Annotated in this window: 17 protein-coding genes; 2 read left to right on the top strand and 15 right to left on the bottom strand. The window is 71.0% G+C overall.

Features of this window, described 5'->3' with window-relative positions; translation table 11 throughout:
• Nucleotides 1-72 precede the first annotated feature (72 nt).
• The gene (locus WME90_RS03080; protein ID WP_437279553.1) at nt 73-2,466 is read left to right on the top strand and encodes a DEAD/DEAH box helicase; all 2,394 of its coding nucleotides are present in this window, start codon (nt 73-75) and stop codon (nt 2,464-2,466) included.
• Nucleotides 2,463-3,557 (top strand): hypothetical protein, encoded by a 1,095-nt coding sequence (locus WME90_RS03075; RefSeq protein ID WP_437279552.1) that lies wholly within the window; start codon nt 2,463-2,465, stop codon nt 3,555-3,557. The genes WME90_RS03080 and WME90_RS03075 overlap by 4 nt, the downstream gene beginning before the upstream one ends.
• A 66-nt stretch (nt 3,558-3,623) precedes the next feature.
• Here WME90_RS03075 and WME90_RS03070 read toward each other — a convergent pair whose 3' ends face one another.
• The 15 genes from WME90_RS03070 to WME90_RS03000 all read right to left on the bottom strand — a co-directional run bounded on the left by WME90_RS03070 (nt 3,624) and on the right by WME90_RS03000 (nt 26,344).
• The gene (locus WME90_RS03070) at nt 3,624-4,019 is read right to left on the bottom strand and encodes a hypothetical protein (RefSeq protein WP_437279551.1); all 396 of its coding nucleotides are present in this window, start codon (nt 4,017-4,019) and stop codon (nt 3,624-3,626) included.
• A gap of 275 nt (nt 4,020-4,294) precedes the next feature.
• On the bottom strand, nt 4,295-7,642 hold the full coding sequence (locus tag WME90_RS03065; protein ID WP_437279550.1) for a GAF domain-containing protein: 3,348 nt from the start codon (nt 7,640-7,642) through the stop codon (nt 4,295-4,297).
• A 161-nt stretch (nt 7,643-7,803) separates the two neighbouring features.
• Entirely contained in the window at nt 7,804-8,649 is an 846-nt protein-coding gene (locus WME90_RS03060; RefSeq protein WP_437279549.1) for a lysophospholipid acyltransferase family protein, read from the bottom strand.
• Between the two features lie 156 nt (nt 8,650-8,805).
• A complete protein-coding gene (gene gatB / locus WME90_RS03055; RefSeq protein WP_437279548.1) occupies nt 8,806-10,263 on the bottom strand; it encodes an Asp-tRNA(Asn)/Glu-tRNA(Gln) amidotransferase subunit GatB in 1,458 nt (485 codons plus the stop codon).
• Nucleotides 10,264-10,464: 201 nt separating this feature from the next.
• Entirely contained in the window at nt 10,465-11,139 is a 675-nt protein-coding gene (locus WME90_RS03050; protein WP_437279547.1) for a NuoI/complex I 23 kDa subunit family protein, read from the bottom strand.
• A 12-nt stretch (nt 11,140-11,151) separates the two neighbouring features.
• Nucleotides 11,152-12,918 carry a complex I subunit 1/NuoH family protein gene (locus WME90_RS03045; RefSeq protein WP_437279546.1) on the bottom strand — a complete coding sequence of 589 codons (1,767 nt, stop codon included), beginning with the start codon at nt 12,916-12,918 and terminating at the stop codon, nt 11,152-11,154.
• On the bottom strand, nt 12,915-14,597 hold the full coding sequence (locus tag WME90_RS03040; protein ID WP_437279545.1) for a 2Fe-2S iron-sulfur cluster-binding protein: 1,683 nt from the start codon (nt 14,595-14,597) through the stop codon (nt 12,915-12,917). Before WME90_RS03040 ends, WME90_RS03045 begins: the two co-directional genes overlap by 4 nt.
• A gap of 79 nt (nt 14,598-14,676) precedes the next feature.
• Nucleotides 14,677-15,891, bottom strand: a complete 1,215-nt coding sequence (locus tag WME90_RS03035) for an NADH-quinone oxidoreductase subunit D (protein WP_437279544.1) — start codon at nt 15,889-15,891, stop codon at nt 14,677-14,679.
• Nucleotides 15,892-15,894: 3 nt separating this feature from the next.
• Nucleotides 15,895-16,560 carry an NADH-quinone oxidoreductase subunit C gene (locus tag WME90_RS03030; RefSeq protein WP_437279543.1) on the bottom strand — a complete coding sequence of 222 codons (666 nt, stop codon included), beginning with the start codon at nt 16,558-16,560 and terminating at the stop codon, nt 15,895-15,897.
• Nucleotides 16,557-17,102 (bottom strand): NADH-quinone oxidoreductase subunit B, encoded by a 546-nt coding sequence (locus WME90_RS03025; protein ID WP_437283553.1) that lies wholly within the window; start codon nt 17,100-17,102, stop codon nt 16,557-16,559. The genes WME90_RS03030 and WME90_RS03025 overlap by 4 nt, the downstream gene beginning before the upstream one ends.
• 26 nt (nt 17,103-17,128) lie before the next feature.
• Complete coding sequence (locus tag WME90_RS03020; protein ID WP_437279542.1) at nt 17,129-17,485, bottom strand: NADH-quinone oxidoreductase subunit A; 357 nt, start codon at nt 17,483-17,485, stop codon at nt 17,129-17,131.
• Nucleotides 17,486-17,762: 277 nt separating this feature from the next.
• Entirely contained in the window at nt 17,763-18,869 is a 1,107-nt protein-coding gene (locus tag WME90_RS03015) for a hypothetical protein (protein WP_437279541.1), read from the bottom strand.
• A 317-nt stretch (nt 18,870-19,186) separates the two neighbouring features.
• Nucleotides 19,187-21,715, bottom strand: a complete 2,529-nt coding sequence (locus WME90_RS03010) for an MXAN_6577-like cysteine-rich protein (RefSeq protein WP_437279540.1) — start codon at nt 21,713-21,715, stop codon at nt 19,187-19,189.
• A gap of 235 nt (nt 21,716-21,950) precedes the next feature.
• Nucleotides 21,951-24,881, bottom strand: a complete 2,931-nt coding sequence (locus WME90_RS03005; RefSeq protein WP_437279539.1) for an MXAN_6577-like cysteine-rich protein — start codon at nt 24,879-24,881, stop codon at nt 21,951-21,953.
• A gap of 263 nt (nt 24,882-25,144) precedes the next feature.
• Nucleotides 25,145-26,344, bottom strand: a complete 1,200-nt coding sequence (locus WME90_RS03000) for an alpha/beta fold hydrolase (RefSeq protein WP_437279538.1) — start codon at nt 26,342-26,344, stop codon at nt 25,145-25,147.
• Between the last annotated feature and the right edge of the window lie 620 nt (nt 26,345-26,964).

Here is a 26,964-nt window from a genome sequence, read left to right as displayed (position 1 = left end):
TCCTATTTCCGCCAATCTCGCGCCCATGACACCTCGACATCCCGGAGCCGGGGGAATACACGCGGCCGAGCCATGCAGGTCTCGACGACGCCCATCACGTCGATCTCCTCGAGCGATGTGAGCTGGCTGCTCGCCACGGCGGCGGGCGGCCGGCTGCTCTCCGGCGCCGATCTCTTCACCTTGGCGTTCGCGCTCTCGGGCCGATCGCATAAGGAGCCGCTGACTCTCGACGAGGCGCACGACCTGCTCCTGGCGCACGGCCTTCCACAGGCGCTCGCGGGCAGCGCGCTCATCGAGCGGATGCGCGAATCGACGAGCGCGGATCCGGCGTTCCTTGTCTACAACGCGAGGACATTCTGCATCGACCGCAACGTCGGTATCCCGCGCCGGCTGGGCCAGATCGTCTTTCGTCACGACGTCCAGCGACTCCTCCTGGCCTATCGCGCGGAGCGAGCGCCGTCCCCGGAGCGCCCTGTCACCCGCGCTCAGGCCCGCTCACCCGCGCGGGCTCGGCGGACCGAAGCGCCCGCTGCGCCGTCGCGAAGTCGCCCCACCACCTCGGCCCCGGAGCGCCCGCCGCGCGCCCGCGCAGCCGGCCCGCGCGCCACGTCCGCCGCCTCGGGGCCGCCCGCCGCCCCGGGGCCGCCCGCCGCCCCGGGGCCGCCCGCCGCCTCCAGCGTGGCAGGGCCGGTGCCCCCGCCCGAGCCGGCTTCTCTGCCGGCTCCCCCGCCGAGGAAGCCGGCGACGCTCCTGATGTCCGGCCTCGACCGATCCGAGCTGCTGCAGCGGCTCGCGGGGCCGCCGTCCTCGCTCGCGGCGGTGAGCCACGCTTTGCGCGCCCACCTGCTCGCCTCGGCCGAGCAGTTCGAGGAGCTGCTCGCGCTCGCCGCGCTCACCGGCGTCGAGCCGCACCGCTACCAGATCGAGACCGCGCGCCGCGTCCTCCGCGTGTTCCGCGGGCGCGCGCTGCTCGCCGACGAGGTCGGGCTCGGCAAGACGATCGAGGCGCTGACGATCCTGCGCGAGTACCAGCTCCGCGGCATGGTCCGGCGGGCGCTCGTCCTCGTTCCCCCTGCGCTCGTCGGCCAGTGGACGGGCGAGCTCACGGAGAAGGCAGGGATCGCGGCGCGCACGACCGACGACGCCGCGCGCACGGCGGACCCCGAGGCCTTCTGGCGCGACGAGGGCGTGGTCGTCGCGTCGCTCGCCCTCGCGAGGAGCTCGAAGCACGCGCCGCTCGTCCAGGCCGAGTCGTGGGACCTCGTGATCGTCGACGAGGCCCATCACGTCAAGAGCCGCACGACCGCCGGCTTCAAGCTGGTCGACGGCCTGCACAGCCGGTTCCTCCTGATGCTCACGGCGACCCCGATCGAGACCGATCTCGAGGAGCTCTACAACCTCGTGACGCTGCTCAAGCCCGGGCAGTTCGCGACCCCGGCGGCCTTCCGCGCGCAGTTCGTCGACCCGAAGGATCCGCTGTCGCCGAAGAACCGGGAGCGACTGCGCGCCTTGCTCGCCGAGGTGATGGTGCGCAACACCCGCGCCGACAGCGGCCTGGCGCTGCCGCCGCGCTACGTGAGCACGGCGATGGTCGAGCCGCTCCCGGAGGAGCGCGGGCTCTACGAGCGCGTCCTCGATCTCGTGCGCGCGCACGCGGCCGACGCCAGCTCCCGGATGTTGACCTCGACGCTCCTGCTCGGCGCCGGATCGAGCCCCGCCGCGGTGCGCGGGAGCCTCGAGCGCACGAGCGCGAGCGACAGGCGCGCGCCCGCGCTGCGCGCCGCGCTCGCCGCCCTCGCGAAGCTCGCGGCCTCGGTCCGCGCGTCCCGGAAGGGCGGCGCGCTCGTCGATCTCGTGCGCGCTCACAACGAGCAAGTCCTCGTCTTCACCCGGTTCCGCGACACGCTCTCTTACATCGAGGCCGCGCTCCGCGAGGCCGGCCTGGAGCCCGCGGCGTTCCACGGCGGCCTCTCCGCCGCGGACAAGCGCGCGGCGCTCTCGGCGTTCCGTGACGGCCGCGCGCGCGTGCTCGTGTCCACCGACGCCGGCGGCGAGGGGCACAACCTCCATCACTGCCATGTCCTCGTGAACTTCGATCTTCCCTACAATCCCATGCTCATCGAGCAGCGGATCGGTCGGTTGCACCGGATGGGCCAGCGAGAGGAGGTGCGTGTCTACAACCTCTGCGCGCGCGGCACCGCCGAGGAGCGCGTCCTCGATCTGCTGGACCGCCGCCTGCACCTCTTCGAGCTGGTCGTGGGCGAGATGGATATGGTCCTTGGCAACATGGCCGACGACCGCGACCTGGAGGAGCGGATCGTCTCCCTCTATGCGACATCGCGCTCGGACGAGGAGATCGCGAGCGGCTTCGACGCCATCGCCGAGGAGCTCGCCGCGGCGCGCGGGCGTTACGAGCAGGTGAAGCGCCTCGACGCCAAGCTCTTCGGGAAGGACTACGAGGCGTGATCGCCGCGCCGGGCACGGGTTCGCCTGCGGAAGGCGCGCTGCCCTCTCCGCTCGATTTCGTTGTCGAGGCGCTCGCGGAGGCCGGAGCGCTCGCCGAGCGGGAGGACGCGCGGGCGGTGGCGCTCGTTCCGCCGCGGCTCGCGGCCGAGCTCGAGGTTCCGGAGGAGTGCGCCCTCGCGCTGTACCCCGACAGGCACGGAGACGTCGCGTGCGGCCTTGGCTCGACGCTGCTCGAGCGGCTGATCGCGAAGGCGCGGGGACGGCCGGTGTCCACCTCGGTGCGGCTCGCCGCGGATCCGCCGAGGCCTGCCCATGTGAGGGCGGCGGCGGACCGCTTCGCGCTGCGCAACGGGCTCTGCGAGCCCGGGCAGATCTCCATGGGCACGGCGGTGTACGTCGCTGCCAGCGCCGCTTACGGGGTCGAGGCCGACGACCGGCGCGAGGGGCTCGTGCGGGTGGTGGTGAACGCACACGACGGCGGCGAGCCGGACGCCGCGTTGGCGGCGCACCTCGATCTCGCCTGGCCGAGCGCGCTCGTGCTGCCGAGCGCCGCCCCGCTCTCCGTGGATGACCGCGCGGCGGACTGGATCGCGCTCCGCGCGGAGCGGGCGGTGCGGGCGGCGGTGCAGCCGCTGCTCGGCGAGGTCGAGCGCAGGCACGCGCGGGATCACGATCGAATCGTGTCGTATTTCGCGGACCTGATCGCGGAGGCGCGGGCGCCGCGGCGGCGCGCGGATCCGAAGGCGATCGAGGCCAAGGTCGCGCACCTCGTCGCCGAGCGGAACGCGAAGCTCGAGGCCCTGCCTGCGCGGTTCGCGGCGAAGGTGACGTGCTCGGTCGCCGCGCTGGTGAGCGCCGAGGTCCCGGCGGCGCTCGTGACCCTGCGTCTCCGGCGGCGTAAGGAGGCGCGGGATATCGTCGTGCGGCTCCCGGCGGGCGCGTCGAGCCTGGACCGGCTCACGTGCGAGGCGTGCTACGCCGCGACGGCGAGGCCGGCGGCCTGCGACGATCGGATGCACCTGCTCTGCGAGGCGTGCGCGCCGAACGCGCAGGGCAGGATCGCGTGTCCGGCGTGCGCGAAGCGGCGCTGAGGGCCTGTCCCCCATGCGGTGGCCGCCAACGCTCGGCTGCCCGCTGGTTCAGACACCTCTGGTCAGTCAGCACCGGCCTCCCGGGGTCGCTCTCCACCCGGTGCAGGATGACGCACGTGCCTTAGAAGCCGTCCGCTCGCCTCTCAACCTCGCCCGAGACCCCGGAGATCCAGGGCAAAGCCTCTCGACAGCCTCCGGCCAGAGTTTCAACTCTTCCGGGAGCCTCTCGACAGCTTCCGGCCAGAGGTTCATCCCTCCCGGGAGCCTCTCGACAGCTTCCGGCCAGAGGTTCATCCCTCCCGGGAGCCTCTCGACAGCTTCCGGCCAGAGGTTCATCCCTCCCGGGAGCCTCTCGACAGCCTCCGGCCAGAGTTTCAATTCTCCCGGGAGCCTCTCGGCAGCTTCCGGCCAGAGGTCCATCCCTCCCGGAAGCCTCTCGACGGCTTCCGCGTCGGTTTTCATCGCTCCCGGAGCGCCGGGGTGGGGGTGTGCGCGGCAGCGCGCGGGGGGCGCGCTGGAGCACCGAACGAGGTGCCATAAGGTCCCAGCTGGCTCCGCGTCCCAGGCGCGCCTTGTGTGGCGCGCGACGAAACGTCTCAGAGGGCAATGCCCGAAGTGAGACATGCCGGGCGGTGTTTCATGCGCAAGCTCCCCCGCCCCCGTCTTGGCGGATGGCCAGCGCCCCCCGCGCGCTGCCGCGCACACCCCCACCCCGGCGCGTGCCCTCCGGATCCCCGTCACTCGTCCCGGGACCAGGGCATGAGCCCGGTCGCCAGGCATTTCACCGCCGCCGCCAGCTCGATCGGCTCGATAGGCTTGGGCACGTGCATCTGGTAGCCGGCCGCGAGCGCCCGCACCCGGTCCTCGGTCCGCGCGTACGGCGTCAGCGCCAGCGCCGGCGTGCGCCCCACCTTGCGCGGCAGGAGATCCCGCACCCGCCGGATCAGCGAGTAGCCGTCCTCCCCCGGCATGCCGATGTCGACGACGAGCAGCGACGGCTCCGACGTCTCCAGCAGCTTGAGCGCCTCGTTGCTCGACGTCGCCGTGCTGACCTCGGCCCCGCAGCGCCGCAGCACCGCCGAGAGCATCGCCAGCGTGTCCGGATCGTCGTCCGCGATGAGCACGCGCACGCCCGTGAGCCGCGGGAACGGGTTGCGCGGGTCAGGCGCGATGCCGGCGTTCGTGAGCGCCGTCGCGGTGGCGCCCGTCGAGAGCGGCAGCTGCACCGTGCACGTCGTCCCGCGCCCGGGGCCGGCGCTCGTCACGCGCACCATGCCGCCGTGCAGCCCGATGATGTGCCGCACGATCGACAGCCCCAGCCCGAGCCCCCCGTGCCGGCGCGCGCCGCTGTTGTCCTCCTGCCGGAAGCGCTCGAAGACGTGCGGCAGCGAGTCCGCCGAGATGCCCTCGCCGTCGTCCATCACCTTGACCTCGGCGAACCGCTCGTCCTGCGAGAGCTGCACCTGCACCAGCCCGCCAGGGCGCGCGAACTTCACCGCGTTGGAGAGCAGGTGCCACACGACCTGCTGGAGCCGCGCAGGATCGCCCTCCACGAACACGCCCTCCGGATCGAGCCGGGTCTCGATCGCCACGCCCTTGCCCGCGGCCGAGGGGAGGATCGACTCGACCGCCGTCTGCACCGGCAACGTCAGCTCCACCGCGAGCCGCTCGATCTTCAGCGTGCCCGTCACGACCTGCGACGCGTCGAGCAGCTCGTCGATGAGCGTCACCTGGTGCTCGGCGTTGCGCTCGATCGCCGACAGCGCCCGCGTCTCCGCGACCCGATCGAGCGAGCCCGCCTGCATCATCCTCGCCCAGCCGAGGATCGCGTTGAGCGGCGTGCGCAGCTCGTGCGACACGGTCCCGAGGAACTCGTCCTTCAGCCGGTTGGCGTCCTGCACCTCGCGGTACAGGCGCGCGTTGTCGAGCGCGAGCGCGGCCCGGTGCGCGACCTCCTCGGCGAAGGCGACGTCGGCCCGCTCGAAGAACCGGCCCGACTCCGACGACACGAGCGAGATCGCGCCGAGGATCCGCCCGCGCGCCCGCAGCGCCACGACGAGGTACGAGAGCGGCGCGAGCGTCCGGTTGGCCGTGGCCTCCTCGCTCGTCATCGCGTCGTGCAGCAGCACGTCGCCGCGGACGTCCGCGTAGAGCTCCGACCGGCCCGTGCGCAGCACGCGCGCCACGGGGCCCGGCTCGCCGTCGACCCGGCTCGGGTGGAAATACCGGAGCAGCGGCTCCTTCAGCGGGCTCACGTGCGCGGCCGCGACGTGGCGCAGGCCGAGGCCGTCGTCGATGTCGATCAGGCAGAAATCGGCGAGCACCGGCAAGGCGAGCCGCGCGAGCGACTGGAGCGTCGCCGTGAAGTCCAGCGACGCGGCGAGCGCCGTGCTGAGCTCGGCCAGGAACGCGAACCGCCGCGCCGCCTCCTCGGCCTCGGCCCGCGCCGCCTGCACCCGGATCAGCCGCGCGCGCTCCTCCTCGGCCCGCTTGCGATCGGTGATGTCGCGGTGGATGCCGACGAGGAACAGCGGGCGACCCTCCTGGTCGTGGACCGCGTACGCCGTGATCTCGATCGGCACCTCGGAGCCGTCCCGCCGCACGCACGGGACCTCGCCGACGAAGGTGCGCGCGTCCTCGATCTGCTGGAGGATCCGGGCCGTGGTCTCCTCGCGGACGTCCTCGCGGTGGAGGAGCGCCATGCTCTTGCCGACGATCTCCTCGGACAGGTAGCCGAAGATCGACTCGGCCTCGCCCATCCAGTACCGGATGTTGCCCTCGACGTCCGTGACGAGGATGGCCTCGGGCATCTGCTTCAGCACCTCGTGCGAGAGGTGCATGGCCTCCTCCGTCTGCAGCGCGGAGAGGCGCGCCCGCTCGAGCGCCTGCGCGCTCTGCTGGACCAGCGCGAGCATGAACGCCCGGTCGTCCTCGGAGAACGACTGCAGCGCCGAGAAGCCGAACCCCACGGCCCCGAGCACGCGCCCCTCGAGGAAGAGCGGGATCGCGGCGTACGCGCGCTCGCCCGTGGCGGCGCAGCAGGCCGCGAAGCCCGGCTCGAACTCGCGGAAGCGCTCGTCCGAGTCGAGGAAGATCGGCTGCCGCTCCCGGACCGCGCGCGCGAGCGGCAGCTCCGCGCCGAGGTCGAACATCTTGAACCGCGAGATCTGCGCCTCGAGGTAGCCCGTCGAGCGCACCGTCTCGAGCTCGCCGCCGAGCCCGGCGCGCAGCGCCACCACGCCCGTCATCGCGCCGGCGGCCGCGACGACGTCGCTCGCGAGCACGCGCAGCACCGCGGGCGGCGTGATCGCGTCGGACAGCGCGGCCGTCACGGCGAAGAGCCAGGCGGCCCTGTCCGCGCTCCGCTCCGCGGCGTGGCGCGCCTCCTCCGCCTTCCGGTAGAGGTAGGCGTTGTCGAGCGCCAGCGCCACGCGGTGCGCGAGCTCGGCCGCGAGCACGAGATCGTCCGCGGAGTAGATGCGGTTCGACTCGGAGACGCCGAACGACAGCACGCCGAGCTTGCGGCCGCGCGCGATGAGCGGCACCGCCATCGCCGACCGCGTGCCGAGCTGCTCCAGCGCGGCGGCGCGCTCGGCGGCCTTGTCGCCGTGATCCCGGTCGAGCTCGTGCAACAGCTCGGACTCGCCGCTGTGCAGCACCTTGGCGATGCCGAGGCGCTCCTCGGCGTCGGGCGAGATCGCGCGCAGGAGCCCCTCGCGCTCGGGGTTCACGTGCTTCGCGGCGACACGGCAGAACCTGCGCCTCGCCGCGCCCGCCTGCCCCGCGCGATCGGATCCGGCCGCGTCGGAGTCCACCGCGGCGCGCTGGCGCCGCGCCGCATAGATGCCCGCGACGGGCGCCGGGTCGATCCCGCCCGCTCCGGACGCGAACGTGGGATCGTCGTCGGACGGCGGCAGCGGCGGCACGGAGCCGACGAGGCCCATCGCGTCCGCGGCGCCGCGCTCGATGAGATCGACCGTGCACCAGTCCGCAAGGTAGGGCACCGACAGGCGCGCGAGCCGCTCGAGGATGGTGTGCGGGTCCAGCGATCCGGTGAGCTGCTCGCTCGCGTCCGCCAGGAACATCAGCTCATTATGGATCGCCCCACCGCGGGGCAGTTTAAGGACCTGCCATGCCATGGCGGTCTCGCTAGGGTTGCCTTCACGCTCCATGATGGTCGCCGGCGGCCCGCATCGTAGCGAGGGCCGATCGCAGAAGCCAGCGGCGCAGGAGCGGAGCGCGACGCCTATCCGTCGGCGGCGAGCCGCGCGCGGGCGCGGTGGACGAGCGCCTGGACGGCGCGGTGCGCCTCGTCGCGCGCCGCGCCGACGTCCTGGCCTACCGTGATGATGGGCGAGCCCACCTCGAGCGCCACGGGGATACGTCGCGCACGGCTCACCCGGGCCATATGTGCCGTGAACGACTCGTCGACGTAAGAGGAATCGGCGCCGCCGTACACGAGCCCGACAGGGACGATCTCCGCGCCGACCCGGCACGCCGCGGTGAAGCCGCCCGCGCGGAACGGCCGCACCTCATCTCCGGAGAACGTGGTCCCCTCGGGGTAGACCATCACACCACGGCCGCCCTGGAGCGCGGAGCACATCGCCTGCACGACCGCGGTGCCGCTGCGCTTGCTGGATCGGTCGACGAAGAGCGTTCCGACGCGGCGCGCCGCCATGCCGATGACCGGCCATCCGGCGAGATCGGCCCGGCTCACGACGGTGGCCTCGAAGAAGGCGAGCGTGATCATGACGTCGAGCGCGGAGCGGTGGTTCATCACGAACAGCCGCCCCAGCCCCGCGGAATCGCGGCCGGGGTAGTACCCGGCAGGCGCCGGATCACCCGCGCCGCCGGCGCGACTCCCCGCGAGCTCGCTTTGGCAGAGGCCGCTCGCCCGCGCATCGAGACCGTACAGCTTCAGGAGCGCGCGCCCGTACCGGCGCATCCATGTGTGCAGGACCACCTCGCGGTCGGTCGCGCTCGAGAGCGCGGTGTCGACCTCGAGCAGGCCGTACATGCCGAAGGTGAGGCCGACGAAGCCGGCCGTGCGGAGGGGGAAGCGGAGGGCGTCGAGTGAACGAGCGCTGAGCATGCGTCGGAAGTCCTGCCCGCTCGGGGCGATCGGAGGGCGGGGCGATCTTTCAACCAGGGCTGCAGCGAGGCGGCGGCGCCGGGAACGCCCCGGATCGCGCTGCGGAGCGCCTGCCGTCGCAACCCTATTTCACGCTTGCGCGCGGAGAAAGCGCCGTCACGTGCCCGTGGCGGGAGCTCCCTCGAGCAGTCGCTTCAGCACGTCGTTCACGACCGCCGGGTTCGCGCTGCCCCCCGTCTTCTTCATGATCTGGCCGACGAAGAAGCCGAGCAGCGCGGTCTTGCCGGCGCGGTACGCCGCCGCCTGCTTCTCGTTCGCGGCGATGATCGAGGCGGCGACCGCCTCGATCGCGGCGGCGTCGCTCATCACGGCCATCCCCTTGTCGCGGACGATGTCGCCGGGCGCGCGGTCCGTACCGGCCATCTCCATGTACACCTCCTTGGCCTGCTTGCCGCTGATCGCGCCCTCGTCCACGAGGCGGAGCAGCGCGGCCACCTGCGCCGGGGTGACAGGGAACGTCGCGGAGAGCCCCGTCGTCCGGGTGTCGCGCAGCACCTCGCCCTGGACGAAGTTCGCGACCTTGACGGCGTCGCCGTGGAGGCGCGCCGCCTCCTCGAAGAACTCCGCGATCCGCGGGTGACCGGTCAGGACCGACGCCGCGTACGGGGTGAGGCCGAGCGACTCGGTGAAGCGGCGCCGCTTGTCGACAGGCGGCTCCGGGAGCGCGCCGCGCACCTCGGCGAGGAACGCCTCGTCCACGACGAGCGGCGGCAGATCCGGCTCGGGGAAGTAGCGGTAGCCGGACTCGTTCTCCTTGTCGCGGAGGAGGTACGTCTCCTTCTTCTCGGCGTTGTACCCGCGCGTCTGCTGCCGCACGCGGCCGCCCTGCTCGATGAGCGCGATCTGCCGCCGGATCTCGAGATCGATCGCCTCCGCGACGAAGCGGAACGAGTTGATGTTCTTGAGCTCCGTCCGCGTGCCGAGCTTCGTCTCCCCCACCTTGCGGACCGAGACGTTGGCGTCGCAGCGGAAGCTGCCCTGCTCGAGGTTGCCGTCGTTGACGCCGATGAACATCAGGATCTCGCGCAGCCGCTTCAGGTACTCGGCCGCCTCGGCGCCCGAGCGGAGGTCGGGCTCGCCGACGATCTCGATGAGCGGCGTGCCGGCGCGGTTGAGATCGACGACCGACAGGCCGCCGATGCCGTGGAGGTTCTTGCCGGCGTCCTCCTCCATGTGGACGCGCGTGATCCCCGCCCGCGTCTTGCCCGCCTCGGTCTCGATCTCGAGCTCGCCGCGCAGCGCGAGCGGCCGATCGTACTGGCTGAGCTGGAAGCCCTTCGGCAGGTCCGGGTAGAAGTAGTTCTTCCTCGCGAAGACGCTGCTCTCCTGGATGGCGCAGCCGAGCGCGAGCCCGGCGCTCACCGCCATCCGGACCGCCTCGCGGTTCAGGACCGGGAGCGCCCCCGGGAGACCGAGGCAGACCGGGCACGTGTGCGTGTTCGGCGGATCGCCGAAGCTGGTCGCGCAGCCGCAGAACGCCTTGGTCCGGGTGAGGAGCTGCGCGTGGACCTCGAGCCCGATGACCGCCTCGAAGGAGCCGTAACTCGTCGCCATGACCCGCCCTTCTAGCAGAACCTCGCCCGGACGAGAGGCGAGATGCCCGGGCAAGGGCGCGTGTCGAGCAGCGGCAGCAGCGTCGGGGGGTGACGGGGGCGGGAGCGCGCCCGCTTCACAGCCTGGTCGGCAGGGGGAAGGAGCGCGCCGGCTCCGCCGCGCGGCAGGCGGCGGAGCGCCCGCGCGCGGCGGATGAACGGCTCAGTGATCCGCGTGGTCGCGCGTCAGGCCAGGGTGCGTCGGGTCGCCCGGCTCGTGGCGCGTGTTCGCCGTCAGCCGCGAGCCCGAGCGATCGGAGAGGCTCATGAGGAGATCGCGCCTGTAGATGAACTGCTCGCGCGAGTCGTAAGGCACCGCGTGGAGGCCGGTGTCCATCCGGATGGCGTCGACGGGGCACGCCTCGACACAGAAGCCGCAGAACACGCAGCGGAGCTCGTCGATGACGAAGCTGCTCGGGTAGCGCTCGTAGCCGCGCCGGTGATCGCCGTCGGGGTACTCGGCCGGCTCGATCGCGATGCACTGCGCGGGGCACGCCGTCGAGCAGCAGAGGCACGCGACGCAGCGGGGCGAGTTGTCCTCGCGCAGCGTGAGCCGGTGGACGCCCCGGAACCGCTCCGGGTAGGGGCGCTTCTCCTCGGGGTAGCTGATCGTCGTGACGCCCGGCTCGAGCGCGTGCAGCACCGGGTCGGGCTTCTGGCCGAGCACCATCTCCTTCGTGTTCTTGAAGAAGTGCTTCATCGTGATCCCCAGGCCCTTCACCATCTCGGGGATGTAGGCCTGCACGTCGGCGCTCCGGGAGGGGCGCGGGATCGGCTTGCCGGCGATCGGCTTGCCGGCCGGCTTCGTCCACGTGTTGCTCGGGGTAGCTCTCGCCATGGGATCCTCTTCTTACGCCTGCTGCGGCGACGCCTTGGTGCCCCCCGCCGCGGCCGCGAACCGGGAAGAGGTGGAGTTGACGGTGCGCTGGCGCTCGACCGGCTCGAGGAGGCCGGCGATCAGCGCCACGACCGCCGCGAAGCCGCCCAGGGCGACGACCGCGTGGGAGATGTCGCCCGCGACCTGGAGACCGTCACGGAGCCCCGCGGGCGCCGACTCGACGGCCAGCACGACGATGCCCGTGACCATCATGTTGACGAGCGTGAGGGGCAGGAGCTTCGTCCACCCGAGCCGCATCACCTGGTCGTAACGGAAGCGCGGCAGCGTCCAGCGGAAGAAGACCTGCACCCACGTCATGAGGATCGTCTTGCCGAAGAAGGCGAGCACGTACGTCAGGCTCACGGCGAAGTGGGTCATCTTGTACTGGAAGAGCGTCGCGTCGCCGAAGGCGATGTTGATGCCGTCGCGATCCAGGAACGGCAGGTGGTAGCCGCCGAAGAAGAGCGTGACGAGGAGCGCGCTCGACGTGATGAGCTCCACGTACTCGCCCGTCATGAACATGCCGAATTTCATCCCGGAGTACTCGACGAAGTAGCCGGCGACGATCTCGCTCTCGCCCTCGGGCTGATCGAACGGGATGCGCTTCGTCTCGGCCGCGAGGGCCGCGAGGAACAGGACGAACGCGAGCGGCTGGACGAAGATCCCCCACGCGTGCTCGGCCTGCCACTGCACCATGTCGCCGAGCCGGACGCTGCCGTAGATGATGAAGAGCCCGACGATGCTGAGGCCCATCGCGACCTCGTAGCTGACCATCTGGCTCGCGGCGCGCAGGCCGCCGAGCAGCGAGAACTTGTTGTCGCTCGCCCAGCCCGCGAGCGCGGCGCCGATGATGCCGGTGCCCGCCATCGCGAAGATGTAGAGGATGCCGACGTTGAGGTCCGCGACCTGGAGGTTCACGACGTGGCCGCTGCACGTGAACGCCTGGTCGACCGTCCGCTTGAGCAGCGGGAGGTCTCCGAAGCCGAAGATCCCGTCGCCGTTGTCCTCGAAGCAGAGCTTGTCGCCGAACGGGATGACCGCGAACGTCACCAGCGCCGGGAACATGGCGAGCAGCGGCGCGAGCGAGTGGAGGAGCCGGTCGGCGTTCTTCGGGATGAAGTCCTCCTTCCAGATCATCTTGATCGCGTCGGCGGCGGCGTGGAGCGTGCCGAGGAGCCGCAGCGGGATCTTGCCCTCGGGCACGCGCAGCGCGGCGTAGGCGCCCGTCACGAGCAGCAGCGCGCCGAGCAGCACGCACGCGATCCGCGCGACGACGGGCGCCGCCGAGAGCGGGATCGCCTGCGTCAGGAAGAAGACCGCGATGTGGGCCATGACGCCCCCGTAGAAGATGTTGCGGGGCTCGACGCGGGCGAGCGCCTCCTCGGCCGGGTTGATCGGGCCGCCGCTGCGGGCCGACGCGCAGAACACGATCAGGCCGAGCCAGGCCACGGCCACCGCGAACTGCGCGCCGATCACCATCGTCTCGGCCGCGGCCGGGGCGGACGCCGCGCGCGTCGCCGTGAACACGGAGAGCGCCGCGAGCAGCGCCGGCGGGAAGAACACGATGCCCCGCACGACAAGGGACGGCAGGTAGACGACCGCCCGGTTCGGGCCGACGCGGTCCTGCACCATCGCGCCCTGGCGCCGGTCGGCCCAGGTGGCGATCGCCGCCATGTTCAGCAGGAACATGATGACGATGAGAATCTTGACGATCGCGAGAGCGAGCTCGACGCTGGTCATGCCGTGGCCTCCGTCTTCTTCGGCTCGACCCGCGCGCCGTCGGCGACGGTCGCCGACGCGGCATGCGCGGAGGGCGCCGCAGCGGGCGCGCCTGCCCCGCCGAGCGCCGCGCCGGGCGGCATCGCGCGGCGGAGCTCGGCCAGGGTCTTCCACCCGGTCTCGTACCCGAGCGTGCGCCCGAGCCGGCCGATGAGCTCCCAGGCCGGGCGCGCGTCGCCGTGCGGGAGCAGCGCCCGCTCGCTCCGCTGCGCCAGGCCCTTCCCGTTCACGTACGTCCCCTCGGCCTCGGCCCAGGAGCACGCCGGCAGTGCGACGCGCGCGGCCTTCGCCAGCGGCCCCTCGTGGGCGGCGATCGTCACCACCCCCTTCAGCCGGGAGAACGCCCGCTGCGCCTCGCCCGCGTCGACCTCGAGGTCCGACCCGAGGGCGACCACGTACGCGTACTGCCCGGACGCGATCCCGTGGAGCAGCTCCGCGACCGGGCGCGGCGGGGTCGCCGCCGCGATCTGCACGGCGCCGCGGGTGTTCGGGTTCTTGTCCTCGCTGATGAGGATCTCGTCGCCCTGGCCGAGCGGCTTGCCCGACACGAAGAAGTCGGTCGCGCCGAGGTACGTCGTGGCGAGGTGGTAGAGGGCGAAGTTGTCCTCGTTCGAGTGCTGCGCCGACAGGACGATCGCGACCTTCGACGGGTCGTCGCCGTGGCCGGCGAGCTGCTCCTTGGCCGCTGCGAGCGCGTCGTCGACGCTCGCGTCGTCGTTGCCGACGAGCGCCGTGAGCAGCCGCCCCTCGACCGCGTGCCGGTACGACAGCATGCCCTCGTCGCACATCCAGTACGTGTTGACCGCCATGTTCTCGCGGGGGCGGTGCCTGTACGGCGTGTTGTTGCGCGGATCGTAGTCGAGGTAGGCGTTGCAGCCCGTCGCGCAGCCCTGGCAGACGGTCCGGGCGCTGCGGAGGAACCAGACCCGCGCCTTGAACCGGAAATCGCGCGACGTGAGCGCGCCGACCGGGCAGACGTGCTCGGTCATGAGCGTGTAGTTGTGGTCGAGCTCGCGCCCCGGCGAGACCGTGATCTCCCCGAGGTTGCCGCGCTCGCGGACGGAGAGCACCGGATCCCGGGCGAGCTCGTTGCAGACGCGGATGCACCGCGTGCAGACGATGCAGCGCTCGGCGTCGTAGACGATGGTCGGGCCGAAGGTGACCGCCTTCGGCTTGTGCACCGGCTCCTGCCGCATCCGCTTGCCCTTGCGCTGGTGCTCCAGCCAGTAGTCCTGGAGGCGGCACTCGCCGGCCTGGTCGCAGATCGGGCAGTCGACCGGGTGGTTCAAGAGCAGGAGCTCCTGCACGGCCGAGCGCGCCTCGGACACGTGGTCGCTGTTGTCGGACAGCACCTCCATGCCGTTCGCGCAGGCCATCTGGCAGGCCGGCTGGAGCTTCGGCTTCGCCGCCGGCACGTAGTCCTGCTTCGCCGGATCCCAGCGGAGGATGTCGAGGCTCATCGCCGGTCTCCCCGGCGGCGGCAGCACCTCGACCAGGCACATCCGGCAGTTGGCGGCGACGCTGAGGCCCGGGTGCCAGCAGTAATGGGGGATGTCGATCCCGGCGCGGTGCGCCGCGCGGATGATCGTGTCACCGCTCTCGAAGGGGATCTCCCTTCCGTCGATCTTGATCGTAGGCATCGTGCTCTCGATTCCCGGCGGGGCCGCTCAGGCCCCCTCTTTTCTTACGTCGATGACGGGAGCGCTCCTCGCGCCGTCGCTAGTGGTCGCACTCCCCGCCGATCATGTTGAGGGAGCCGAAGGTCGGCACGACGTCGGGGATCATCAGCCCGGTGATGAGCTGGGTGAGCCCCTGCGTCGTGGCGAAGCACGGCGGGCGGATGCGGACGCGGTACGGCGTGCCGCTGCCGTCGGACACCAGGTAGAAGCCGAGCTCGCCGTTGCCGGCCTCGGTGTACGAGTAGCACTCGCCCGCGGGCACCTTGATGCCCTCCATCACGATCTTGAAGTGCTGGATGGTCGCCTCGATGGTCGTGTAGACCTCCTCCTTCGGCGGCAGCACGATGCGCGGATCGTCGATGTTGATGGGCCCCTCGTCGGGCATCTGATCGAGCGCCTGCTCGATGATCCTGCCCGCCTGGCGGATCTCCTCCTGGCGGCACATGAACCGGTCGTAGTTGTCGCCCCGCGTCCCGACCGGCACGTCGAAGTCGAAGCGGTCGTAGACCATGTACGGGTTCGCCCGGCGCACGTCGTACGGCACGCCGGTCGCCCTGAGCACGACGCCCGTCCAGCCGAGCGCGAGCGCGTCCTCCTGCGAGATCTGCCCGACGCCGTCGAGGCGATCGAGGAAGATGCGGTTCTTGAGGATGAGCTTCTCGGCGTCGTTGACGAGCGCGAGCACGCGCGCGAGGCCCACGCGGACCATCGCCTTGAAGTCGGCCGTGGGCGGCCGCGCCATGCCGCCGACGCGGCCGAAGCTGTGCGTCAGGCGCGCCCCCGTCTCCTCCTCGAAGATCTCCCAGAAGATCTCGCGCGCGCGGCACAGGTAGAGGAACGGCGTGAAGGCGCCGAGCTCCATGCTCATGGCGCCGCTGCAGATCATGTGATCGCAGATGCGCGCCATCTCGCCGAGGATCACGCGGTAGTACTGGCAGCGCTCGGGGACCGTGACGCCGAGCATCTTCTCGACCGCCAGCGCGAAGCCGACGTTGTTGAGCATCGGCGAGACGTAGTTGAGCCGGTCGACGTACGGGAAGACCTGCGACCACGTGCCGCGCTCGCACATCTTCTCGAAGCCGCGGTGCAGGTAGCCGATCTGCACGTCGGCCTTGTTGATCGTCTCACCGGACAGCTCGAGCACGATGCGCACCGTGCCGTGCATCGCCGGGTGGGACGGCCCCATGTTGAGGAGCATCGGCTCGCTCGGTAGGTCGAGCGCGGCCTCGTCCAGCTCGCGATCCAGGGGTTCCATGGGTCAGCTCCGCTCCTCCAGCGCGCCCGCGCCGATGCCATGCGATTTGCCGTTGCTCGCGGCCTCGTCTCCGTCGATCGACGCCCCCGGGCCGCGCAGCGCAAAGTCGTGCGACTGGCGGCCGAAGCTCATGCCCTCGTCCGGGCCGAACGGCGGCAGCTTGCCGGTGTTCGGCACGTCCCGGAACGGGATGAGCGGCTGGATGCGGTTGGCCGGGTAGTCCTTGCGCAGGGGGTGCCCCTCGAACTCGGGGTACATCAGGATGCGCCGGAGATCCGGGTGCCCCTTGAAGACGATGCCGAGCAGGTCGTAGCACTCGCGCTCGAACCAGTTCGCGCCCTTCCACACCGGGACGATCGAGTCGATCTCGGCGCCGTTGCCCTCCTCGTCGCCGACCCGCGCCTTGATCCGGATGCGGTGGTTGCGCTCGAGCGAGCGCAGGTGGCAGACGACCTCGAAGCGGGGCACGTCGCCGCGCCAGAGGTAGTCGACCGCCGTCAGGTCGACGAACATGTTCATCTGGGTCCGCGGGTCGTTGCGGAGGAACAGGGCGGCGTCGCGCCACACGGCGGGGTCGAGCACCGCCGTGTCGTCGCCGAACTGCGAGTGCGTCTCCAGGACGGCGCCGGGGAACTGCGCCGCGAGGAGCTCGAGGACCTTCTTGCTCATGGCAGGCTCCTCTCCTTGCGCTGGAGGGCGATGAGGGTCTCCGTCGTCTGCGCCGGGTCCTCGCGCGGCTTGACGATCGCCGGCGTGCGATCGCCGCGCGCGATCTTGTCCTGGAGCAGCATGAGGCCGTCGAGCACCGCCTCGGGGCGCGGCGGACAGCCGGGCACGTAGACGTCGCAGGGGATGACCTTGTCGATGCCGGCGACGGTCGTGTAGTTGTCGTAGAAGCCGCCGCACGAGGCGCACGTGCCGAAGGCGAGCACCCACTTCGGGTCCGCCATCTGCTCGTAGATGCGCCGGAGCGCCGGCGCCTGGCGCTGGCTGATGGTCCCCACCACCCAGAGCAGGTCGGCCTGGCGCGGCGAGAAGCGCGGCACCTCGGCGCCGAACCGCGCCATGTCGAAGCGCGGGCTCGCCATGGCCATGTACTCCATGCCGCAGCACGCCGTCACGAACGGGTACTGGAACAGCGAGTACTTCTTCGCCCAGTTCAGCAACGCGTCCACCCGGGTGGTCGCGAAGCCGTGCTCGGAGCCCTCCATCACCCGCGTCGAGGGCCCTCCGGCCTTCACTTCTCCCATTCCAGAGCTCCCTTCTTCCACACGTACACGAGCGCCACGACGAGCATCGCGATGAACGAGCTCATCGTCAGGAGGCCCGTCCACCCGAGTGAGCGGAACTGGACCGTCCACGGGTAGATGAGCACCGCCTCGATGTCGAACACGACGAAGAGGATCGCCGTCAGGTAGAACTTCACGCTTGGCTTGACGAATCGCCCGCCCGTCGAGTCGCTGCCGCACTCGTACGGGATCATCTTCTCGGCCGTCGGGTTCTTCGGGCCGAGCAGCGACGTCAGCGTGAACATCGCGAGCGCGATGATCGCGGCGACGAGAAACAGCAGGAACAGGGGGATGTAGGTGGCCATCGAGAGAGCTCTCCTACGGATCGACCCCGGTGAGGGTCGACCATCTCGCCGAGGCGCGCGGCGTCTCGGGGCGAGACCTCGGGGCCCACGGCCCCGAACCATGCAGTCCAAAAAGGTGAGAGCGACGCGGCGATGCTGCCTGAAACAGCAAAAATCCGAGCGATCCCGGCTTAATCCGCGCCGGATCTAGTCGGCCGCCGCGGGGGTGTCAATGGAGGCGGTCGGTCAACCGGTGGGCAGCGGTCGGTCATCGGTCAACAACGCGCGCGCCGCAATCCTAGGAGCGGCTCGCGGCCAGGACCAGCCCTCGCCACGCGGTGAGCGCCGTCCCCAGGCTGGCCTCGATCTCCCGGATCTCCTCCACCATGTCGGCGTCCGCCACGCCCACGCTCCTCGCCTCGCGGACGCAGGCGAGCGCGGCGACGAACTTCTTGCGCTGCACGAACGCCCTCGCGAGCAGCGGCCAGATCTGCTTCGGCGGGGCCCCGAGGTTGGCGGCGCGCCGGAGCGGGCCGATGGCCTCGCCGGCCCGTCCGTCGTCGAGCATGGCCTCGCCCAGCCGGCGGAAGATGTCGCCGGCCGCGGCCCCGTCGTGCGCGTACTGGACGGCGAGGCGCATGACCTCCTCGCCCTGGTGCTCCTCGCCGAGCTTGACGCACGCGGTGCCGAGGAGGCCGAGGCCCTTGGCGATCAGGCTGCGGGCGTCCGGCGTGAGCATCTGCCCCTCGGGCGTGCGCAGGAAGATCGCGAGCGGGGCCGGCCAGGTGCCGAGCAGCTGGATCACCTTCGGGAAGTCGCCGCGCTGCGAGGCGACCTCGGCCTCGGCGACCTTCGTGAGGTCGATGGCGGAGCGCGCGCCGGCCGACGCGCGCTCGAGCTCGTCGCGCACGTGCGAGCGGATGCGGGCGCGGAACTCGTTGAGCTCGTGGGTCTCCTCGATGCCGTCGCGCAGGAGGAGGAGGCGCGAGGTCTTCCCCTCGACGGCGAGCTTGCGCAGGCTGTAGCCGTAGAGCGGGGCGAGCAGCAGGTAGCGGACGCCGATGTGGAGCTGGATGCCCTCGAGGTCGGTGTCCCGCTCGGGGGCGGGGGGCGTGGTGTCCTCCGTGAGGAGGGCGCCGACGAGGCGGTGGCGGAAGTCCGCGAGCGTGAGCCGCTGGACGTCGCCGTCGATATCCTCCTCGCCCGGCGGCGCGATAACGAAGTCGACCAGGGTGTTGTCCGGGTTGCGGCGGTCGACGGTGAGCGCCGTGATGCGGGCGCCCGTAATCATCGAGAAGGCAAAGAACGCTTCGCCCACGATCTCGCAGAGCGCCTGAAAGCTGCCGATGCCGTCGCCTATACGCTCGAACCAGCCGTCAGTCCGAACGGCATCGAGGGAGAACACGCGTTCCTTTGGCATGGTTCGACCCGGATCACAGGGGCGCGTCCCGGATGGCGGGCGCACGTCCCAAGGGGGCCGAGACTCGCACGGGCGGGCGCCGCCCTCAAGAAAACTCCTAGGGCGTACGCTTCATCGCGCCGCCGTCGCCCGCGGTCGCCCGCGTCGCCCGCGTCGCCCGCGGCGCGCACCGACGAGAGCGCCGGCCGGCGTCCATCGCTCCACGCCGGTCCCACCTGCCCCCACGCGCGCCGATCCCCGCCCCGGCCCCCCCTGGCCGGGTCCGCGCAGCGGCCGACCAGTCCCAGCGAACCGCGCCCGGCTCAACGCAGGGCGGCGATGTGGAGGGTGAGGCTGCCGGAGGAGGATGCCCGGCTGTCGCCGACGATCGTGATCACCTGCCCCTGGGCGAGGGTCACCGTCACACGCGAGGTGGCCGCGCCGGGCGCGTTGTCGTTGCACGCGAGCTCGGGGCCCGAGCAGCCGTCGCCATCGTGCACGTGGAGGACGGTGTCGAACGTCGACGACAGCGTGTCGATGACGTAGGTCCCGGCCGCCGGCGCGGTGAAGCGATAGACCCTGTCGTTGCCGCTCGACGTGGTGCAGCTCGGCGTGGCGGAGTTCGGCTGGTTCAGGGTGGAGCCCGTCACCTCCTGCGGGACCGTCGAGCCGAGGTCGACGGGGTTCGCGCAGGTGGCGACGCCTTCGAACAGGCTGATGCCGAGCGTGAACGTGCCCGCGGCCGTGGGCCCGGCGCCATCGACGATGACGACGGTCTCCTGCCCCGCGGCGAGCGGCACCACGACCCGCGACTGGACCCCCGTGTTGTTGTCGTTGCAACCGAGCACCACCCCGCCGCACGTGCCGGCGTGCACGTGGACGAGCGTGTCAAAGCTCGATCCGAACGTATCGAAGACATACAGCCCATCGGACGGCGCCCTGAAGCTGTACGCCGTCTCGGCGCCGCCGACCTTGCCGCACGGAGCGGCCACAAAGTCGCTGCGATCGGCGGTCGTCCCCGTCACGATCTGCGGGACGACCGACTCCAGCGCGTTCGCCGGGCACGGGGGCGCGGGGACGCCGCTCACGTTGAGCTTGTAGGCGCCGGACTTCAAGGCCGCGCCGTCCACGACCACGACCGCGGTCTGCCCCGCCACGAGCGGCGTGGACACCTGCGACCACGACGCGCCCGCCGTGTCGTCGTTGCACCCCAGCAACGCGCCCGTGCAGCTGCCGTCGTGAACGTGGAGCGCCGTGTCGAAGGCCGAGCCGAGCGTATCGAATGTATACCGGCCGGTGATGGGCGCCGTGAAGCTGTAGCTGACCTCGGGGGCAGTGCCCGCAGCGCAGGCCGCCTGGACGGTGTTGTCGAGGCCTGACGTGTGGCCCGTCACCGTCTGCGGGTAGGTGGACTCGAGATCCAGCATCGGGCACGCGGGCGGCGCCCACTCGGCGACGTTCAGCCTATAAGGCCCGCTCGCGCCCTCGAAGCCATCGACGATCGCCACGATCTCCTGGCCGGCGCGGAGATCCACCACGGCGCGCGACTGCGCTCCTTCTCGCGAGTCGTCGGAGCAGGCGAGCACGTCACCATCACACGTGCCCTTCCGCAGCTCCAGGATCGTGTTGAACCCGGAGCCGAAGGTATCGAATACATACTTCCCGTCCGCCGGCGCCGTGAAGGCATAGCTCGCGTCGGGGCCGTTCGGCTGGCCGCAGCTCGGCGTGACCACGTCGCCGAGGAGCTCGGTGTTGCCGGTGACGGTGCTCGGGAGCGCAGCGCCGAGTTTCTCCTTCGCGCAGACCGGCGGCCCGGCCTTCGCCATGTTGAGCGTGAAATCGCCTTCCACCCCGTCGAAGCCGGTCACGACGATGAGCACCGGCTGGCCCGCGTCGAGGACCGCGCGGACCCTGGATTGGCCGACCCCGGCGTCGATGTCGTCGTTGCAGGCGAGCTGGGCGCAGGTGGTCGCTCCCAGCACCCCGATGGCCGTATCGAAGGCGGACCCGACGGTGTCGAGCGTGTATGTCCCCGCCTCGGACGGCGTGAAGCGATAGACCCGCTCCGACGAGCCGGCGGCCACGCACGCGAGGTCGTAGTTCGTCTCGCCGCTGATGGTCGTCCCCGTCACCGTCTGCGGGAACCTATCGCCGAGCTCGTCGTACGTGCCGACGACGCACGTGCAGGCGCCTGCCTGGCAGAACGCCCCTCGCTCGCACGCGACGCCGCAGGCGCCGCAGTGCAGCTGGCTCGTCTGCAGATCGGCGCACGAGCCATCGCAATCCATGAGACCGGCGGGGCAGGCGCAGGCGCCGCCCTCGCAGAGCTGGGCGGGCGCGCAGCCGTTCTTGCAGCGGCCGCAGTTGAGCCTGTCGCTCAGCACATCCACGCAGGCGCCGTCGCACTCCGTGAGATCGCCGGCGCAGGCGCAGGCGCCGCCCGCGCAGACGTGCCCCATCGGGCACTTGACGCCGCAATCGCCGCAGTTCCCTGGGTCGGTCTCGAGGTTCACGCATTTGCCAGAGCAGTCGGTCTGGCCTTCTCTGCACTCCTCCTCGCCCCCCACGCCCTCTCCGATACCGCTGCCGGCGCCGCCCTCGCCGCCGCCGCCCTCGCCGCAGCGGCCCTCCACGCAGAGCTGCCCCTCTTCGCAGGCTTCGCCGCACGCGCCGCAGTGCGCGGGATTGGCCTCCAGCTCCACGCACTCATCACCGCACCGCGACAGCCCATCGGCGCACTTGCTCGACGAGCTCGGGCCCTCGGCGCAAGACGCCGCGAGGACGACCCCCGCGGCCAGGAGCAGCGCAGCGGACGACAGGGCAGGCCTGGGGCGCAATCCGGATCTGTTCATAGCCATCCTTCGGGGGTGCCTGGCCGTTCGAGGCAAGCGGATAACGAGGCGCGCGCCAGGATACGCCTACGGCCCACGTATCCGCAACCGGCGGGGGCGCTCGAGCAGCGCGAGGTTCGGCTCGCTTCGCAGAGGTCGCGCCGCGGCCCGCGCCGCGCCGCGGAGAGGCGCCCTCGCGGGCGCGAAGCGACAGACACCGTCGGCAGATCGGCTCCAGGGCACATGCAGCGTGGACTCAAGGCCTGGCGATGTTCAGCGTGAAATCGCCCGACGCTCCATCAACCCCGTCGACGACCACGGTGATGACCTGACGGGCGGCGAGCTCGAGCTCTACCCTCGACGCTCGTGAGCCGGTGATGTCGTCGTTGCACTTGACCTCATTGCCGCTGCAGCCGGCCGTGTGGACATGAAGGACGGTATTGAAAGACGAACCGACGGTGTTGATGATATAGGTGCCGCGGACCGGGGCAGTGTAGGTGAACACCGTCTCCGGAGACGACGCCGACGTCGCGGAGACGCATTTCGGCCTCACCGCGTCGGGTTGACCGCGCGTGGTGCCGGTCCTGGTGACCGGCAGGCCCGCTCCGAGGTCGATCGCCGTCGCGCAGGTCCCCGGACCGGTGAACCGGTCCACCTGGAGCACGTAGTCGCCGGAGCTCGTGCCGCGGCCATCGACGACGACGAGGACGGTCTGACCGGCTGCCAGGCGGAGGGTGACGCGCGACTGCTGGCCGTCCGTGTTGTCGTTGCACCCGAGCGGCATCCCCGAGCAGCTCTCATTCAAGACCTGGAGCACGGTGTCGAAGGTCGATCCGAACGTATTGAAGATGTAGAGCCCGTCCGCCGGCGCGGTGAAGCGGTAGATCATGTCGGGAGCATTCGAGAGACCGCAGCTCGGGCGAACGGACTCGGGCCGATCCACGGTGCTCCCCGTCACGATCTGCGGGACGACAGAGCCGAGATCGATCGCCGTCGAGCAGGTCCCGCCGCCGGAGAACGGCGCGATGGTGAGCGTGAAATCGCCCGACGCGTCCGCGGACCTGCCCTCCACGAGGAGGATGACCGTTTGCCCCTCGTCGAGGTCCAGCGTCAGCCGCGACTGCTCGCCTCCCGCCGCGTCGTCGTTGCACGCGAGCGCGTCCCCGGAGCAGCTGCCGTCGAGAACGGAGAGGACCGTGTTGAAGCTCGATCCGAACGTATCGACGACGTACGTGCCGGCCGCGGGCGCGGTGAAGCTGTAGGTCACCTCGCCGGCGCCGGTGCTTCCGCAGCTCGGGTGCAGGATATCGACCGCCTCCGCGGTGGTGCCCGTCACGGTCTGAGGCGCTGTCGACCCGAGATCGATCAGCGGGCACGGAGGGACGATGGTCTGGCTCACGTTGAGCTTGAAATCGCCCGAGGTGACTGCGGAGTAGCCGTCCACGACGGCGATGATGGTCTCCCCCTCGTCGAGCATCAAGCTCACCTTCGATTGCAGGCCAGACGTGTCGTCGTTGCACGCGAGGCTCTCCCCGCTGCACGTCCCCGCGTGGACGTGCAGGACCGTGTCGAAGGAGGAGCCGAAGGTATCGAAGGTGTAGAGTGCGGTCGCCGGCGCGGTGAAACCATAGGTGACCTCCGGGCCGCCGCCGTTGGCGCAGGGCGACGGGAGGATGCTCACGCGATCCAGGACGGCGGTGGTGCCCGTCACCGACCGTGGAAACGTGGCGCCGAGCGTGAACTCCGGACACGAAGGCGGCATGTACTCGGTGACGTTGAGCGTGAACGGCCCGGATCCGCCGTCGATGCCGTCGACGATCACGACCACCGTCTGACCCGCGGTGAGGCTCGTGACGAGGCGCGACGTCTCGGTGTCCGTGGCGTTGTCGTTGCAGGAGATCAACGAGCCGGTGCAGGACCGGCGCAGCTCGAGGACGGTATCGTACGAGGAGCCGGCCGTGTCGAAGATGTACCTGCCGGCGCGCGGCGCGGTGAACGTGTAGCTCGCGTCGGGCGTGTCGATCGAGCCGCAACGCGTCGACATGCCGTCGCCGAGCCCCCAGGTGTCGCCCGTGATCCTCTGCGGGAGCGTCGACGGGATGCTGCCGAGCGGGCACGCCGGCGGCGCCACCCGGTCGAGGCGAAGGGCGAAATCGCCTTGCGCGCCGTTGTAACCCGAGACGACGACGAAGACGCTCTGCCCTTCCTCGAGGACCACCGAGGTGCTGCCCGTATCGGCTCCCCCGCCATCGTCATTGCACGCCAGCTCCTCGCAAGCGTCGAAATCCAGGACGGCGATGGCGGTGTCGTAGCTCGATCCGGCGGTGTCGAACTTGTACCTGCCGGCCTCCTCGGCCGTGAACCGGTAGACGAACTCGGACGAGCCGGCGGCCATGCAGGTGAGCGAGAAATAGGTCTCCGCGCCGACCGTGGTGCCCCTCACGAGCTGCGGGACCGTCGAGCCGATGTCCTCGTAGTCGCCGGCGGCGCAGGTACACGCGCCCTCGTGGCAGAACAGCCCCGGGGCGCACGCCGCGCCGCACGCGCCGCAATGCGCCGGGTCGGCGGTCAGATCGACGCACTTGCCGTCGCAGACCGCGAAGCCCTCGTTGCAGACGCACGCCCCCTCGGTGCACGTCTCGCGGAAGGCGCACCGGGCCTCGCAGCTCCCGCAATGCAGCGGATCGCTCTCCAGGTCCACGCAGGCGCCGCCGCACTCGGTGAGGCCGGAGTCGCAGCGGCAGGCGCCGCCCTCGCACAGCTGCCCGACCGTGCATTCCTTGCCGCAGCCCCCGCAATGGTGGACGTCGACGCCGATGTCGACGCACGCGCCGCTGCACGCCACGAGGCCGGAGGCGCACAGCTCGCCGCTCGCGCCGCCCGCCGAGGCGGCGTCCGCGCCCCCCGCTCCGCCCCCGCCGCCCCCGCCGCCCCCGCCGTCCCCGACGCACGCGCCCGCCTCGCACCGCTGCCCGCTCGTGCAGACGCCGTCGCAGCCGCCGCAGTGGTCCGGATCGGCCCGCGTGTCGGTGCACTTTCCCCCGCACGGCGTAAGGCCGTCATCACACGACACGGCGTCCTCGTCCCCGGCCGCGCAGGACGCGGCGAGGGCGAGGAGGGCCGCGACCGTCAGCCAGAGCGCCATCGACGACAGCTCGACTCTGGCGCGCAATCCGGGGTGACTCATGAACATCCTTCTGCGGACACGCCGGCCACCGTGGGGCTCCGAGAGATCCGGCATCGAGGATACGCCTCTTCGCTTTCGCTCTGCAATCATGGATCACCGCACTTCGACGCGAGTTCGTTCGACCTCAGCGCGACTGGATGCGTGAACGCGACCGGATGAGGTGGAGCGCACCGGCCTTGGCGCAGCGCGCGGCCCGGCGCGCGCCACGAGGAGAGGAGCGGCCTCTCCAAGGGTGAATGAGCCGTCCGCGAGGGCCGCAGGCGTCAGGCGGCCGGGAGATCCGGCAGCGGAGCGGCCTCGTCGGATGTCGGCTGACGCGCGTGGATGGCCTCCAGCGCTGGAGCGCCCACCTCGGGCCCCGGCGCGTCTTCGGGCTGCGGATCCGGACCGAGGAAGCGAGCGATCGGCTCGAAGAGCTCGACACCGGTATAGGCGCCCACAGCCAGATCTCCGTGGCCGTAATCTTCCCGTGCCCCGAAGTCGCGCCCGAGCACGAGGAAGCGCTTCGGCGTCTCCGGGCGGTCACGTCCCCACGCGTCGAAGGCCGCGCGCACCGACGAGGCGGGGGCGATCCTGTCGGCGCTGCCCGCGATGAACAGGGCCGGCGCCGCGACCGACGCGAGGCCGTCCAGGACTCTCTCGCCGTCCACGCGGATCTCCCCGTCGCTGGCCATCCAGCCGGCGAAGTCCGCGTTCAGCGCTGCGGGGATGTCTTCGATGCAGTTGACGAGCGCGAGCCGCGTGACGCCGGGAGGCACGTTGCGCGGATTGGCCACGGCGTGGTGGATCGGCGTCGGCAGCCACTCCGAGGCGAACGCGACGCTGCGTGCCATGAAGCGGAGCGGGACGCCCGGCAGCAGCCGGCCCGGCAGGAAGCGCATGAGGCGCACGGGCGTGGTGAGGCGGCCCGGCGAGCCGACGATGACGACGCGGCGGACCCGATCTCCGGGCACGCTCCGGCCCAGCGCGGCATAGAGCAGCATCCCGCCCATGGAGAAGCCCACATAATCGAGCGAACGGGCGCCGGTGCGCTTCAGGATCGCCTCGAAGGCGCACGGGAGATCGTACTGGACCATGGCCGAGAACCGGACGCCGCGCCGCTCGGCACGTGTGAGGAGGCGGCCGCTGCGCAACGTCAGCAACCAGACGTCGCGTCCGAGCGTGGCGAGGTGACGAGCCAGCGAGTAATCGGGGTGGATGTCCTGGTTCCTGTGGTTCGCCGCGATCCCGTGGACCAGCAGGATCGGCGGCAGATCCGGCTGCACCTCTGCGCCGCTCGGGCACGGGACGCGGCGGATCTCGATCGGCGCACCATCCTCGGTCCTCAGGACCTCTTCCACGCTGTACTCGAGCGGCAGGGTCAGCCGCTTGACCCAGTAAAGGAGGTGCGCCCAGAGCGCGATCGCCGCCACCACAGCGAGCGCCAGCGCCACCAGGAGATAAGCCCCGAATGTCCAGACCATACGTTCAATCTACCTGCTGGCGCCGCTTCCGCATGCGAGCAACCTCGACATTCTTTTACACCAAGGAGGACGGAACACAGGCCAGCCGCTCGTCGAGGCTGCAACCCGGTTCGCTCGTCTGGAGGATCATGAATCCGTGCAAACAGCACGTTTCACGATCATCTCCTGCAGCGCGTGAAAAAGTCACACAGCGTTCCGGAATCGACTCCGCCGCACCGATCAGGACAGCGTGCTCGTCGACTGCCTCTGGCGGAAACGCACGTTGGCAACGGCTCGTTTTCACGGCGGTTCGCGTCGCGCAAGGACATGCCCGTGTGCCCGGGCCTACCGCGGTGCGAGATCGAGATCTCCAGCACAGGCGTGCACAAAAGTTCCAGATCCGCCGCCCCGGAACGTGGCATGCGCGTCGCATCGGCCAAGGCGAGGAGAGAGAGCTGGCAAGGGTCCCGTAAGCATCCCGGGAACGGGGGCACGGTACGAAGAACGCCGCAGCAGAGCTCGGGGGGGCTCGGTTGCGGCGCTCTTCGTGCCGTGCTGCCGTGCCGAACGGTCGAGCGCAACCGCGCACCGGAGCGGCGAGAACCGAAGACAAAATGAAAAAAGCGCCTCGCGGACCTGGG

It is taken from the genome of Sorangium sp. So ce375 (genome assembly GCF_051473855.1).
GTDB lineage: Bacteria > Myxococcota_A > Polyangia > Polyangiales > Polyangiaceae > Sorangium.
The sequence above is the reverse complement of the archived record's forward strand: the minus strand, read 5'-3'. Positions and strand labels throughout refer to the sequence as shown.

What these genes read in the sequence shown, in the direction of transcription:
- WME90_RS03065 (WP_437279550.1), bottom strand. Translation starts at nt 7,642, where the DNA reads ATGTTCCTGGCGGACGCGAGCGAGCAGCTCACCGGATCGCTGGACCCG.
- WME90_RS03025 (WP_437283553.1), bottom strand. Translation starts at nt 17,102, where the DNA reads ATGGAGGGCTCCGAGCACGGCTTCGCGACCACCCGGGTGGACGCGTTG.
- WME90_RS03045 (WP_437279546.1), bottom strand. Translation starts at nt 12,918, where the DNA reads ATGACCAGCGTCGAGCTCGCTCTCGCGATCGTCAAGATTCTCATCGTC.
- WME90_RS03050 (WP_437279547.1), bottom strand. Translation starts at nt 11,139, where the DNA reads ATGGCGAGAGCTACCCCGAGCAACACGTGGACGAAGCCGGCCGGCAAG.
- WME90_RS03035 (WP_437279544.1), bottom strand. Translation starts at nt 15,891, where the DNA reads ATGGAACCCCTGGATCGCGAGCTGGACGAGGCCGCGCTCGACCTACCG.
- WME90_RS03000 (WP_437279538.1), bottom strand. Translation starts at nt 26,344, where the DNA reads ATGGTCTGGACATTCGGGGCTTATCTCCTGGTGGCGCTGGCGCTCGCT.
- WME90_RS03020 (WP_437279542.1), bottom strand. Translation starts at nt 17,485, where the DNA reads ATGGCCACCTACATCCCCCTGTTCCTGCTGTTTCTCGTCGCCGCGATC.
- WME90_RS03080 (WP_437279553.1), top strand. Translation starts at nt 73, where the DNA reads ATGCAGGTCTCGACGACGCCCATCACGTCGATCTCCTCGAGCGATGTG.
- WME90_RS03060 (WP_437279549.1), bottom strand. Translation starts at nt 8,649, where the DNA reads ATGCTCAGCGCTCGTTCACTCGACGCCCTCCGCTTCCCCCTCCGCACG.
- WME90_RS03010 (WP_437279540.1), bottom strand. Translation starts at nt 21,715, where the DNA reads ATGAACAGATCCGGATTGCGCCCCAGGCCTGCCCTGTCGTCCGCTGCG.
- gatB (WP_437279548.1), bottom strand. Translation starts at nt 10,263, where the DNA reads ATGGCGACGAGTTACGGCTCCTTCGAGGCGGTCATCGGGCTCGAGGTC.
- WME90_RS03030 (WP_437279543.1), bottom strand. Translation starts at nt 16,560, where the DNA reads ATGAGCAAGAAGGTCCTCGAGCTCCTCGCGGCGCAGTTCCCCGGCGCC.
- WME90_RS03005 (WP_437279539.1), bottom strand. Translation starts at nt 24,881, where the DNA reads ATGAGTCACCCCGGATTGCGCGCCAGAGTCGAGCTGTCGTCGATGGCG.
- WME90_RS03070 (WP_437279551.1), bottom strand. Translation starts at nt 4,019, where the DNA reads ATGAAAACCGACGCGGAAGCCGTCGAGAGGCTTCCGGGAGGGATGGAC.
- WME90_RS03040 (WP_437279545.1), bottom strand. Translation starts at nt 14,597, where the DNA reads ATGCCTACGATCAAGATCGACGGAAGGGAGATCCCCTTCGAGAGCGGT.